The 12,208-nt window shown below is 29.4% G+C and carries 14 protein-coding genes and 2 pseudogenes; 1 reads left to right on the top strand and 15 read right to left on the bottom strand.

Annotated elements, in window-relative coordinates; genetic code table 11:
* The 3 genes and pseudogenes from ABY863_RS10210 to ABY863_RS10200 form a co-directional block, all read right to left on the bottom strand.
* A pseudogene (locus ABY863_RS10210) lies at positions 1-133 on the bottom strand (ATP-binding protein); the annotation flags it as partial.
* Between the two features lie 9 nt (positions 134-142).
* The gene (locus ABY863_RS10205; protein ID WP_372794466.1) at positions 143-898 is read right to left on the bottom strand and encodes an SDR family NAD(P)-dependent oxidoreductase; all 756 of its coding nucleotides are present in this window, start codon (positions 896-898) and stop codon (positions 143-145) included.
* 110 nt (positions 899-1,008) lie between these two features.
* Complete coding sequence (locus ABY863_RS10200) at positions 1,009-1,932, bottom strand: hypothetical protein (protein ID WP_372794464.1); 924 nt, start codon at positions 1,930-1,932, stop codon at positions 1,009-1,011.
* A 101-nt stretch (positions 1,933-2,033) separates the two neighbouring features.
* Here ABY863_RS10200 and ABY863_RS10195 point away from each other — a divergent pair, with 101 nt between their 5' ends.
* Entirely contained in the window at positions 2,034-3,017 is a 984-nt protein-coding gene (locus tag ABY863_RS10195) for a Gfo/Idh/MocA family protein (RefSeq protein WP_372794462.1), read from the top strand.
* Here ABY863_RS10195 and ABY863_RS10190 read toward each other — a convergent pair whose 3' ends face one another.
* From ABY863_RS10190 to ABY863_RS10135, 12 genes and pseudogenes are all read right to left on the bottom strand, one after another.
* Entirely contained in the window at positions 3,018-3,497 is a 480-nt protein-coding gene (locus tag ABY863_RS10190; protein WP_372794460.1) for a hypothetical protein, read from the bottom strand.
* A 159-nt stretch (positions 3,498-3,656) separates the two neighbouring features.
* Entirely contained in the window at positions 3,657-4,514 is an 858-nt protein-coding gene (gene atpG / locus ABY863_RS10185; protein ID WP_372794458.1) for an ATP synthase F1 subunit gamma, read from the bottom strand.
* A 93-nt stretch (positions 4,515-4,607) separates the two neighbouring features.
* Positions 4,608-6,185, bottom strand: a complete 1,578-nt coding sequence (gene atpA, locus ABY863_RS10180) for a F0F1 ATP synthase subunit alpha (protein ID WP_372794456.1) — start codon at positions 6,183-6,185, stop codon at positions 4,608-4,610.
* A 34-nt stretch (positions 6,186-6,219) separates the two neighbouring features.
* Positions 6,220-6,777 (bottom strand): ATP synthase F1 subunit delta, encoded by a 558-nt coding sequence (atpH, locus tag ABY863_RS10175; RefSeq protein ID WP_372794454.1) that lies wholly within the window; start codon positions 6,775-6,777, stop codon positions 6,220-6,222.
* Between the two features lie 10 nt (positions 6,778-6,787).
* Positions 6,788-7,288 carry a F0F1 ATP synthase subunit B gene (locus ABY863_RS10170; protein WP_372794452.1) on the bottom strand — a complete coding sequence of 167 codons (501 nt, stop codon included), beginning with the start codon at positions 7,286-7,288 and terminating at the stop codon, positions 6,788-6,790.
* An 83-nt stretch (positions 7,289-7,371) separates the two neighbouring features.
* Positions 7,372-7,563, bottom strand: coding sequence for an ATP synthase F0 subunit C (atpE, locus tag ABY863_RS10165; RefSeq protein WP_372794450.1), 192 nt, complete (start codon positions 7,561-7,563; stop codon positions 7,372-7,374).
* 32 nt (positions 7,564-7,595) lie between these two features.
* Positions 7,596-8,702, bottom strand: a complete 1,107-nt coding sequence (atpB, locus tag ABY863_RS10160) for a F0F1 ATP synthase subunit A (protein ID WP_372794448.1) — start codon at positions 8,700-8,702, stop codon at positions 7,596-7,598.
* 117 nt (positions 8,703-8,819) lie between these two features.
* A complete protein-coding gene (locus tag ABY863_RS10155; protein WP_372794446.1) occupies positions 8,820-9,206 on the bottom strand; it encodes a hypothetical protein in 387 nt (128 codons plus the stop codon).
* Positions 9,199-9,429 (bottom strand): AtpZ/AtpI family protein, encoded by a 231-nt coding sequence (locus ABY863_RS10150; RefSeq protein WP_372794444.1) that lies wholly within the window; start codon positions 9,427-9,429, stop codon positions 9,199-9,201. Before ABY863_RS10150 ends, ABY863_RS10155 begins: the two co-directional genes overlap by 8 nt.
* Positions 9,398-9,799 carry a polymer-forming cytoskeletal protein gene (locus tag ABY863_RS10145; RefSeq protein ID WP_372794443.1) on the bottom strand — a complete coding sequence of 134 codons (402 nt, stop codon included), beginning with the start codon at positions 9,797-9,799 and terminating at the stop codon, positions 9,398-9,400. Before ABY863_RS10145 ends, ABY863_RS10150 begins: the two co-directional genes overlap by 32 nt.
* Before the next feature lie 27 nt (positions 9,800-9,826).
* Entirely contained in the window at positions 9,827-11,974 is a 2,148-nt protein-coding gene (locus ABY863_RS10140) for a hypothetical protein (protein WP_372794441.1), read from the bottom strand.
* 126 nt (positions 11,975-12,100) lie between these two features.
* Positions 12,101-12,208 (bottom strand): annotated as a pseudogene (locus tag ABY863_RS10135) (ABC transporter ATP-binding protein); the annotation flags it as partial.

The raw sequence follows: 12,208 nt of genomic DNA, 5'->3' as shown, positions 1-12,208 counted from the left end.
ATGCACAAACGTGTTTTAAAAATTTAGCTTTACCTTCACTTGTATCAAATGAAATTTTACGCTTTTTATCATAAAAGCTATTCTCATCGTTTTGAGCTAATAAATTTTTTATTAATAAACGTTTGTTAATCATCTTAAAATATTATTCCTTATTTAAAATGGTGGCACTTGCTTGTGCTGTTGGATATACCACTAAATCTTCAATATTAACATGATAAGGCCTTGTTACCACAAAATAAATAATATCAGCAATATCTTCAGCCTGCAACGCTTTAAAACCTTTATACACATTTTTAGCCTTCTCTGCATCTCCTTTAAAACGTACTTCTGAAAATTCGGTTTCTACGGCTCCTGGATGAATTGCCGAAACTCTAATATTGTGTTTATTCAAATCTATGCGCATAGCCTTGTTTAAGGCGTTTACCGCATACTTAGAAGCACAGTATACATTTCCATTAGGATATACTTCTTTACCCGCAATAGAACCTATATTCACTACAAAGCCATTGTTTCTATCAACCATTTGTGGAAGAATTGCTTTTGAAACGTACAGTAAACCTTTCACATTAATATCTAACATTGCGTCCCAATCGTCTAAATTTCCATCTTGAATAGTACTTAAACCATGAGCATTTCCTGCATTATTAATTAAAATATCTATTTTCTGAAATTCCTTTGGAAGTGATTCAATGGCTTTGAAAACCTCGCCTTTTTTACTTACATCAAATTGTAAAGTGGTTACATCGGTTAGTTTACTAAGTTCTTCTTTTAATTGAATTAATCGTTCATTTCGTCTTCCGCAAAGAATTAATCGAATGTTATTTTTTGCAAAAAGCTGTGCGGTTGCTTTTCCTATTCCTGAAGTTGCTCCTGTAATAAAAGCTGTTTTTTGATTCATTTTTTTTATTTTTAACTTGAGCTAAAGATACAAAAAAACCGCCCCTTTTTAGGAGCGGTTTAACTTGATTGGTTAATAAAATAACCAATCAAAAATCAACTAACCAAACTTTATTTTAAATTTCTTCTAATTTTTGTTTCTCTTGTTACTTTAGTTCGTTTTCTGCCTTCATCCCTTACAGTTTCTTTAGCCGAACTTGATTTTAAATATTGAATGTATCCTCTTCCTTTAAATTCATACGTTGTTCCTGAGTTATTGTGATACAAACTAATTGTACTATCATTAATAACGGTTAACTCAAACTCTTCAGTACCCCAAGAATCATAATCTAATGTTAAAATTTTCAGATTGTCATATCCTTGTACATTTGCTACCGAATAATCTCCTACATAATCCCAATATACATTAGCAATATTTGTGCCAACTGCATCTTGTGACGAATAAAATGTAGTAATATTTTCAGGCGTAAAGCTTAAAAAATTCTCGTTGTCAAATTCATTTAACTCTCCTGTTGAACTTGTATAGGTTTTTTCCCAAACATTATATTCTTGCAAGAAATATTCAATATTATCGTAAAATATTTGATCATAATCGAAATTGTATTTTTGATATCCATCTAAATAATAAGAAACACGATTATAATTATCTATCAATTTTAATCTATCTGATGCTATCTGAATTACATCAAAATCATAATAACCATCAATATTATGATCAATTTTAAGAATTCCATTATACGTGTCATAATATCCAATTTGAATCCCATATCCATTTCCTGTACTTCCAATACCAACTAAATTATTATTTGCATACATTTTTCCATTGATAAATGAAATTGTAAACGCTTTGGATAAAAAAGGCACATCTCCGTTTCCAGTTGTATTATTATAATCTACATACCATAGATCATAAGCAGTAACCACATCTTCAAGGTTTACATAATATGGATCATTAATATCGTCTATTACAACACTACAAGAAGTAAATGATATTCCAACAAACATCGTGGCAAAAAGTAATTTTAAAGTTCTCATAATCATTTATTTTATAGGTTACACTTCAATAATTTCAAAATCTGTGCCAAAAAAATTATATTTACTTATTATTAGTTTTACAACATTAAAAATTTGGTATTTTGAACACAAAAATAGAATGGGGAATTATAGGACTTGGGGGCATTGCAAATAAATTTGCAACTGATTTATTATTAGTCGAAAACTGTACGTTAGAAGCTGTAGCTTCTAGAAGTTTAGAAAAAGCTGAAGCGTTTTCTAAACAGTATAATTCAAATAATTTTTATGGTTCTTATGAGGAATTATTGCAAAATGAGTTAGTTGATATTGTTTATATTGCAACACCACATAATTCTCATGAACGTTATACAATTTTAGCTCTAAAGCATAAAAAAGCTGTTTTATGCGAAAAACCCTTTGCTATAAATAAAAAGCAGGTTTTTAAAATGATTGAAGCTTCAAAAAATAATCAAGTTTTTTTGATGGAAGCGATGTGGACTCGTTTTAATCCAAGTATAAAAAAAATAAAAAAACTTATTCATAAAGGTGAAATTGGCGAAATAAAATATATAAATGCCGATTTTTCTTTTAAAGCAAACACAGCAATTCAACGCATTTACGATAAGGAATTAGGCGGAGGTTCTTTACTTGATATTGGTATTTACCCAGTTTTTTTAGCCTATTTATTATTGGGGATTCCTATTGAAATAAATGCAAAAGCCCATTTTTATGAATCTGGTGCAGATTCTCAGTTGGCCATGTTATTTAATTATAAAAATGCGCAGGCAATATTATTCAGCAGCTTTAATTCAACTTCAAAAAGAATAGCCAAAATAAGTGGTACCCTAGGGGAAATTATAATTAATATGCCATGGAATGAAACAGATTCTTTTTCAATTCAACTTAACAATGAAGCTGAAAAATTTATAACATTACCTACTATAGGAAGAGGCTATTCACATCAAATTATGGAATGTAATACTTGTTTACAACAACATAAAATTGAAAGTGATACTTGGTCCCATCAAAATAGTTTAGACCTTATAAACTTATTAGATATCATTAGAGAAGAAATAAACTTAACATATAATGAAGATATTTTATAATTAATATTTTACAGTCGATTTTATTTCAACTACTTCATCAATTTTATAATAATAGGTTTTATTATCTAATAAATAATTGACAATTGCTTCATTTTTTTTAAGTTCAAAAGGAATATTTAATGATTTATCTATGGGTGTATTTCCATACTCATTTATAGGATTTTCATGTAAAATATAATCTTTTTCTGTATTAGGAAGTGTAAAAACGCCTACAAAAGTGTTTAGTTCAGCACTGATATCTCTTTTTAAGGGAGTTTTCATATTTCTAAAAAAAACAGTGTCTAGTTGAATATCCTGATTGTCAATTGTTATAACAACTTTATATCCTTTGACTCCTGGTTGTCCACCAACCCAAGTATTATAGGTTGCGCTTGTAACTTTAAAAGGGTGATTTTCTTTAGCTAATTCTTTAGTTGAACAACAAAAAGAAAACGATAATAAAATAATTGTGGTGCTTAAAAAGATTCCTAATTTATTCATAACTGTATTGTTTTTTAGAATATATACAAACTGTATACCAAACTACAAAAAAAGAGCTTATCAAAATTGATAAACTCTTTTAAAAAAATATATTTTAAATATTCAACCTAATTGTTCAATGCTTCTCATTTAGAAAATTTGGCTGCACTATCGCTACGCCTAATTGTTCAATGCTTCTGCACCTCCAACAATTTCTAAAATTTCATTGGTAATAGCTGCCTGGCGTGCTTTATTGTATTTTAATAGTAAATCATTACGTAATTCAGTTGCGTTGTCTGTAGCTTTATGCATTGCAGTCATACGAGCTCCATGTTCTGATGCAAATGAATCTCTAATTGCCTTATACAATTGTGTTTTTAATGATTTCGGAATCAACTCCAATACAATTTCTGCTTTTGTAGGTTCAAAAAGATAATCTGTATTTACTTTTATTTCGCCTTTTATGGGTTCAATTGGTAAAAATTGTTCAATGGTTTCAATTTGTGTTGCTGCATTTTTAAATCGGTTGTACACCAAATCAACTCTATCATACTCTCCTTCAGCAAACAAACTCATTATTCTTTCTGCAATAACAGCCACATTGTTAAATGTTAAATCATCAAAAATATCGCTATGGTTTTCAATAACAGTATAGTTTTTAGCTAAAATGTCATTTCCTTTTTTACCAATAGTTAAAAGATCAACTTGTTTACCTTTATAATTATCTGCAATATTTTTAGTTGCCTTAATTACATTTGAATTAAAACCACCACATAAACCTCTGTTTGAAGTAATTGGAACTAATAATACTTTTGAAATTTCTTTTTGCTCAGAATAAACACCACCTACTTCACCTTCTAAAGTTGCACTTAAACTTTGTAAAAGTTCTGTCAACTTATTAGCATACGGACGCATTTGAGTAATTGCATCTTGTGCTTTTTTCAACTTTGCAGCAGATACCATTTTCATGGCACTGGTAATTTGCATTGTTGATCCAATGGATGTAATTCTGTTACGTATTTCTTTTAAGTTTGCCATTATAAATTTTATCTATCATTTCGCATTTTATGCGGAATCTTTTAAACGAACTTCAAATTATGAAATTCTCACTTTCGCGAGAATAACAATTTATTAAGCGTATTTTGCTGAAATTTCTTTAGCTACACTTGTTAAAGTGTCTATAACTTCATCTGTTAATTTACCAGATTTTAAAATATCTAACGTATCTCTATGTTTTACATTTAAATATTCTATATAATCTTTTTCAAATTCTTTTATTTTTTCAACAGGAACCGTTCTTAATAAATTTTTAGAACCTGCATAAATAATTGCAATCTGATTTTCAACTTTAAATGGATCTCCTTGATTTTGTTTTAAAATCTCAACATTACGTTTTCCTTTTTCAATTACATTTAAGGTTGCTGCATCTAAATCTGAACCAAACTTAGCGAAAGCTTCTAACTCACGGTATTGTGCTTGGTCTAATTTTAAAGTACCTGCTACTTTTTTCATTGATTTGATTTGTGCATTACCACCAACACGCGATACTGAAATACCTACGTTAATAGCTGGACGTACACCTGAGTTGAATAAATCTCCATCTAAGAAAATTTGTCCATCAGTAATTGAAATTACGTTTGTTGGGATATATGCAGAAACATCTCCTGCTTGAGTTTCAATAATTGGTAAAGCTGTTAAAGAACCTCCACCCTTAATAATTCCTTGTATAGAATCTGGGATGTCATTCATTTGAGCAGCAATAATATCATTATTAATTACTTTTGCAGCACGTTCTAATAAACGAGAGTGTAAGTAAAATACATCTCCAGGATAAGCTTCACGTCCTGGTGGGCGACGTAATATTAATGAGATTTCACGATACGCCACTGCTTGCTTAGATAAATCATCATAAACAATTAAAGCAGGACGACCCGTGTCTCTAAAATACTCTCCAATTGCAGCACCTGCAAAAGGAGCATATACTTGCATTGATGCAGGATCTGAGGCGTTAGCAGCAACAATTGTTGTATACGCCATTGCTCCTTTCTCCTCTAATAAATTTGCAATTCCAGCAACCGTAGATGCTTTTTGACCAATTGCAACATATATACAATATACTGGCACACCAGCATCGTAAAATTCTTTTTGATTGATAATAGTATCAATAGCTACTGTTGATTTTCCTGTTTGACGGTCACCAATAATAAGTTCACGCTGACCTCTACCAACTGGGATCATTGCATCAACAGCTTTTACACCTGTCTGTAATGGTTCTGTAACTGGTTGACGAAAAATAACGCCAGGAGCTTTACGCTCTAAAGGCATTTCATATGTTTTACCTTGAATTGCTCCTTTACCATCAATTGGAAGTCCTAATGTATTAACAACACGTCCAACAATTCCTTCACCAACTTTTAGTGAAGCAATTCTTTCAGTACGTTTTACGGTAGATCCTTCTGTAATTGATTTAGAGTGACCTAATAAAACAACACCTACATTGTCTTCTTCTAAGTTTAATACAATTCCTTCTAATCCATCTTCAAACTCAACTAACTCTCCGTATTGAACATTAGATAAACCGTAGACACGTGCTATACCATCACCTACTTGCAATACAGTTCCTACTTCGTCTAATGAAGCTGATGCTTCAAATCCGGCTAATTGTTGTTTTAAAATCGCTGAAACTTCAGCTGGTTTTATTGATGCCATTTTATATAATTTTTAAAACTTAAATCTTTATATATTACAATTTTGAAATAAAACTTTCGCTTTCAAATTGTCTTTTTAATCCTTGTAATTTATTTGCAATACTTGCATCATATTGAACATCTCCAATACGTAATATAAATCCTCCTATAATATCAGGATTTACATTATTCTCTATAGTTGCTTCTTTTCCTGTAATTTCTTTTACTTTACTTAAAACTTGTTTGTTTAAAGCTTCCGTTAAAGGAACTGCAGTTGTAACTATTGCTATTTCTATTCCTTTTAATTTATCAAAAAGAATGGTATATTTTTTCGTTACATCATTTAAAATTGACAATCTTTTATTATCAATTAATAAATCTATTAAACCAATTGTTAAACTTGAAACTTTAGAAGAAAAGACTTCTTTTATTGCTACTTTTTTTAATTGAGATTTAATAATTGGGCTACTAAGCAACAATTGTAAATCTTTACTTTCTTCAATTGTATTTGTAATTAGCAACATGTCTTCATTCACCTGAACTTCTTTTTGTTGTTCAAGTGCAAAACTTAGTATTGCTTTTGCATATCGTACTGCTGCTTTAGATCCGCTCATTTAAATTTAATTAGCTAATGGTTACTTCTTTTAACAAATCTTCAACAAGTTTTGTTTGCTTGTTTATATCGGATAATTCACCTCTTACTACTTTTTCAGCAATGCTAATTGATAACTCAGCTACTTGATTTTTTAAATCCGCAATTGCAGCTTGTTTTTCAGATTGGATAGTAGCTTGTGCTTGTTCAACAACTTTATTTGCTTGTATTTGTGCTTCTTCTTTAGCTTCAGAAATAATAGTATCTTTCATTTCACGGGCTTCTTTTAAAAGACCATCACGTTGTGCACGGGCTTCTTTTAAAATACGCTCATTATCAGCCGTTAGATTTTGCATTTCTTTACGCGCATTTTCAGCTTCGTCTAAGGCATTTTTAATTCCTTCTTCTCTTTCATTTACCGAATTTAAAATAGGTCCCCAAGCAAATTTTTTCAATAAAAATACCAATCCAACAAATAAAATTAATTGCCAGACAAATAACCCTAATGAAAACTGTTCTATTAACTTATCCATGTTTATTTGGTGTTTATATATAATTTAATTTCTAATTAAAAACAATAGCTACAACCAACCGTTGTAGCTATTTGTTTGTTTTGTTATGCAGCAAATAAAGCCGCAAATCCAATACCTTCAATTAACGCTGCTGCAATTAGCATCGCTGTTTGAATTTTTCCTGAAGCCTCTGGCTGACGTGCAATAGCGTCCATTGCTGAACCACCAATTCTACCGATACCTAAACCAGCACCAATTACTATTAAACCTGCTCCAATGAAATTTAAACCTTCCATAATATATATTAATTTAATTAAACATTCAATTTTTAATGATGGTCATCATGTTCTTCAACAGCCATACCAAAGTATAGTGCAGATAACATAGTGAAAATATATGCTTGTAGCGCTGCTACTAATAATTCTAAAAGTGCCAATCCAAATGCTAATCCAAAAGATAATGGACTCCCAATCCAGCTTTTAAAAATAAACATTAAACCTATAATACTCATTAATACAATATGACCTGCTGTAATGTTTGCATACAAACGAATCATTAATGCAAATGGTTTAATGAAAGTACCCAATAGCTCAATTGGAGCTAATATAATTTTCATTAATACAGGAACGTCTGGCATCCAAAAAATATGTTTCCAATAATTTTTATTGGCAGTAAATGTTGTTAATAAATAGGTTATTAAAGCCAAAGCCAAGGTTACCGCTATATTGTTAGTAACATTTACTCCAAGTGGTGTTAAACCTAATAAGTTGATAATCCAAACAAAGAAAAATACCGTTAACAAGTAATTCATGTATTTTTTATAGTTCTTTTTTCCAATGTTAGGAATGGCAATATCATCTCTAATGTACATGATAATTGGCTCTAACATTCGACCAAAACCTGTTGGCATTAAATTGTTTTTTTTGTATGATTTAGCCATTCTGCTAAATATAAAAAACATTAATAAACCTACTAAAAAAATAACTGCTACATTTTTAGTGATTGAAAAATCTAAAGGCTTTACATTGGTTGGATGTTGATGCTCATCAAAAGTAATAATACCCTCAGCATCAGTTTTATATATTTTATTATGAACAACTTTGTAGTAATTACCATCAACCTCTGCAATTGCTTCACCATGATGAAAATTAGAAGAAGAGAATACTTTTATACCGCCATCCCATAAAATTACTGGTAGTGGAGCGCCAACATAAATATGCTCTCCAGCATCATTTGTATATGAAAACAAACTAAAATCGTAAGAATCTAATAAATGATGATTTATATATTCTTTAATCTCCGTTTTTAAACTTCCTTTTTCAGAAGAGTCACTTTCTACATGAGCTTTTTCAACTGTTTCATGTTGCGCGTTCACCGAGATTGTTACAATTAGTAGTAGTAACGTAAGTATTTTTATTAAGGTAATTCTATGCATATCACTTTATTAATACTGTTGTCTAAAAATATTTTGCAAATGTACGTTTTTATCTTAGAAACCAAAAAATAAATTCTTTCGATTTTAAAACATTATTTATAGCTAATTATTAAGCTGTTACCATTTATTATTTAATAATTTTATGAGATAAAAAGTTTCAATAATTAAACTTGTTATATATGGTATTAAAAATGAAGTAGACTCTAATCTAACCACAACTCCATCTGCTTTAAATAGAGGCAGAAAAAAAATAAAATAGACTCCAAATTTAAGAAAGCTTCCCCCCATAAAAAGAAACCCCAATAAATCTAAATATTTAATTCTAAGCTTGAATAAAGTTATAAAAATTATAATCGCTAAAATCCCATTTATGATGTACGAAGCAATAATTTGATTTTCAAATAAAGGAACTTCCAAGAAATATAAAATTGCAATATGAAAGGCAAAAACTACGCTTAAAGTAATTAATAGTCTTACACAAAAACCAACAATTGCCTTACTCATATTTATCATTAATTTTTTTTAATTGAGCTAAAACGCTCCAAATTGATACAACCATAGCTACTAAAGTACTAATAATTGTAAATGTTTTATTTGAAGTTTGAAAATGTTCATCTAACCATTTTCCAAAATAAGCACCTAAATAAATGGTAATACCCATTTGAAAAGCAACACCTGTTAATTGTATATAACGGTTAAGCTGTTTTTTCTTTTGTGGTTTTTCCATTATTTAATTCCTTAACAGTTGATCTTTTCATAGTGCAAGTTGCATTAAATTCAGCACCTGGCTCAACGGATAATTTACTGATAACAACATCTCCAGAAATAATTGCATTGGTTTTTAAGGTAAGTAAATTATTTGCAATTAATTCACCTGAAAATTTACCTTCAACATCAGCATTATCACATTCTATTTTACCTACAACACTTCCTAATGCTCCAATAACAACACGACCTGCCGTTTTTATAGTTCCATCTACACTTCCATCAATTCTGAAATCTCCTTCAGATTTTACATCACCAATTATTGAGGTATTTTTGCCTATAACATTTCGTTCTGATACTAATGGTAGTTTCTCCTTTTTTTTAACAAACATGCTGCTATCTTTTTTTTTGGGGTTTAATTAAATTTTTGTTTTTATAGTTTCAATTACTTCTAACGCTTTTTTACCTTCTTCAGTATTTGGATAATTCATAGCAACAAAATCCAATGCTTCTTTAAAGGCTAATATGCCATCTCTTTTACCTATTGCATAGGCTTTTAATAGTTCAAATTTTGAAACTATTTTTTCACCTTCGTGTTTATTAATTGCAATGGTTGATTTTTCAATTACGCTATCAAAAAGTTCATCTTTATATTCATAAAATAGTAATGCATATTCATCTTCAGATGTAATTTCTGTAGCATCAGTTAGACCTTTCTCAGGATTTAAAATGATTTTCGCATATTTAGATTCTGGAAAATCTTTAACAATATCTTCCTTTAATGAGTTTGCTTTATCATTATTTTGACTATTATATATCTTATATAAATGATATTTTGCTGGCAATACAATTGATGAAGCTGGATTAAATGTAAGTAACGTATCTAATTTATGTGTTGAAAGTTCTAATTCTTTAAATTGCTCTTTATAAATAACCCCCAAATTAAAATAAGCTGAATTTCGCTCAGCAATAATGCTGTCTATTTTTACTTTACTTGTAGGTATTTCATCTGTATAATACCAAACCTCATACCTTTTTACACTTCCTACTTCTACTACGTTTAAATTTTCTACTGAAGGTTCATTATTAACATCTACAATCGTTTTGTTTGTTGAACGCCAATTATCTTCTAAAGGTCTATTTCCCCAAAGTGCCTTAAATTCCTCCTTACCAAATAACACCGTTTGCATATTGTAAAAATACCATTTACCCGTATTATCTAACTGCACTAATTTTTTTTGTGATTGTTTTGCTCGCTTTAAATCTGCACTAATTTTTGCTTGTTTTTCTTTGTCTTTAGCTCTAAGAGTTACAATATAATCTGAAAAATAAGTTTCTCTTTCTTTTTCACTCATTGCAACTAATTTTAAAATACTATCATTTCTTTTTGAAATGTTTTCATAGAAAATAACATCGTTTAATTTATCACGTTTTCTTTTTATTCCTCTAACACGTTTCGTATTGTTAGATTGAGTTATTTGCAAAATACTATCGTAATATGCTCCTGCTTTTAAAAAAGATGTTTTGTCGAAAAATGAATTTCCCAGCGCTTCATAAGTTAACTCTTTCTGAAAATCATTTTTTCTACTATGATGTAATGATTGCTTAAAATAAGTGATTGCTTTTTCAGAATCATCTTCTTTCACAAGCAATCCTAAGTGATAATTTAACTGATCTAAATAAGGTCTGTTATCTCTATCTTTTATTAGTTTCTTAAATATTTCAATGGTCGCTAATTTTTCTTCCTTGTTTGAAATGTTTTTTGCCATTTCAATATGAGCGTGAATTTTATATTTAAAAGGTGATTTTTTAAAATCTATTACTTTTTGAAATGAAATATTAGATGAATCTATTAATTTTTTTTCTCTATAAATTTGACCTAAAACAAATAAATTTCTAGCTGTTTGTTCAAAATTTTCAGCTGTTAAAACCGCTTTGTTTAAATGATTGGTTACTTGTTGCAAACTATCCAAATTAAGATAAGCCATTGCTATAGCAGTGTGTGCACTTTCTTTAATTTCTTTAGTAAGTTCTTTGTTTTTTAATAAATTTTTAAGGTTATTTATAGCTTGTTCTTCATTTTGTAAACGAACTAAAGTTTTAGATTGCCAAATTCTGGTTTCGTTAATTAAATCGGCTTTAGGGTAATTTAATATCACAAAATTAAAAGCTTCCAATGCAGGTACAAAACGTTTAGAATAATATCTAGATTTTCCCAATAATAAATACGCATTATCTATTTGATTGTTACGTTCTTGTCTTGCAATTAACATAGAGTGTTTTTGCACCGCTTTTACAGCTTTTTCTTCAGCTCTTTCAAATTCTTTAGGAGAATCATCTACATCACTTTCCATTCCTGGTAATGCTAAAACGTCTACTTTTAAAGGTTCAATTGGCAATCGATCCCAATAGTTGTCTTCGTAATTTGAGTTTAATTTTATTAAACCAATTCGCAAAGCTTCATTTCCATTATATAGCACGTTGTATTTTGTGGTTGTTGAATGGAAACTTCTATTTAAAAAAGCGTCTTTTTTAGTGGAACAACCAACGACAAAAAGTATTGCCAAAAAGCTTACAAATATTTTAATATTGTTTTTCAAAAGAAATCGTTTTTTACTTACCTTTTAACTTATTCCCAGTACAATTATTGTAATAGGGTTGTAAAAATACAAAAAACTACTTATTTATTTGAATTACACCGTAAAATACGCTTCTAACGCTGTTAAAGTTTCTTCTGAAGTTTTTAAGTCTTTAACTATTAAGCCTTTATCTAAAACAACAATACGTTCACAAACTTCAGT

The sequence above is a fragment of the Lutibacter sp. genome, assembly GCF_041562875.1.
GTDB lineage: Bacteria > Bacteroidota > Bacteroidia > Flavobacteriales > Flavobacteriaceae > Lutibacter.
This window is presented reverse-complemented; position numbering and strand designations above follow the sequence as displayed.

Bases quoted from the DNA above. Each gene is read 5' to 3' on its own strand.
- ABY863_RS10205 (WP_372794466.1), bottom strand. From the start codon at position 898: ATGAATCAAAAAACAGCTTTTATTACAGGAGCAACTTCAGGAATAGGA.
- ABY863_RS10200 (WP_372794464.1), bottom strand. From the start codon at position 1,932: ATGAGAACTTTAAAATTACTTTTTGCCACGATGTTTGTTGGAATATCA.
- ABY863_RS10190 (WP_372794460.1), bottom strand. From the start codon at position 3,497: ATGAATAAATTAGGAATCTTTTTAAGCACCACAATTATTTTATTATCG.
- atpG (WP_372794458.1), bottom strand. From the start codon at position 4,514: ATGGCAAACTTAAAAGAAATACGTAACAGAATTACATCCATTGGATCA.
- atpA (WP_372794456.1), bottom strand. From the start codon at position 6,185: ATGGCATCAATAAAACCAGCTGAAGTTTCAGCGATTTTAAAACAACAA.
- atpH (WP_372794454.1), bottom strand. From the start codon at position 6,777: ATGAGCGGATCTAAAGCAGCAGTACGATATGCAAAAGCAATACTAAGT.
- ABY863_RS10170 (WP_372794452.1), bottom strand. From the start codon at position 7,288: ATGGATAAGTTAATAGAACAGTTTTCATTAGGGTTATTTGTCTGGCAA.
- atpE (WP_372794450.1), bottom strand. From the start codon at position 7,563: ATGGAAGGTTTAAATTTCATTGGAGCAGGTTTAATAGTAATTGGTGCT.
- atpB (WP_372794448.1), bottom strand. From the start codon at position 8,702: ATGCATAGAATTACCTTAATAAAAATACTTACGTTACTACTACTAATT.
- ABY863_RS10155 (WP_372794446.1), bottom strand. From the start codon at position 9,206: ATGAGTAAGGCAATTGTTGGTTTTTGTGTAAGACTATTAATTACTTTA.
- ABY863_RS10150 (WP_372794444.1), bottom strand. From the start codon at position 9,429: ATGGAAAAACCACAAAAGAAAAAACAGCTTAACCGTTATATACAATTA.
- ABY863_RS10145 (WP_372794443.1), bottom strand. From the start codon at position 9,799: ATGTTTGTTAAAAAAAAGGAGAAACTACCATTAGTATCAGAACGAAAT.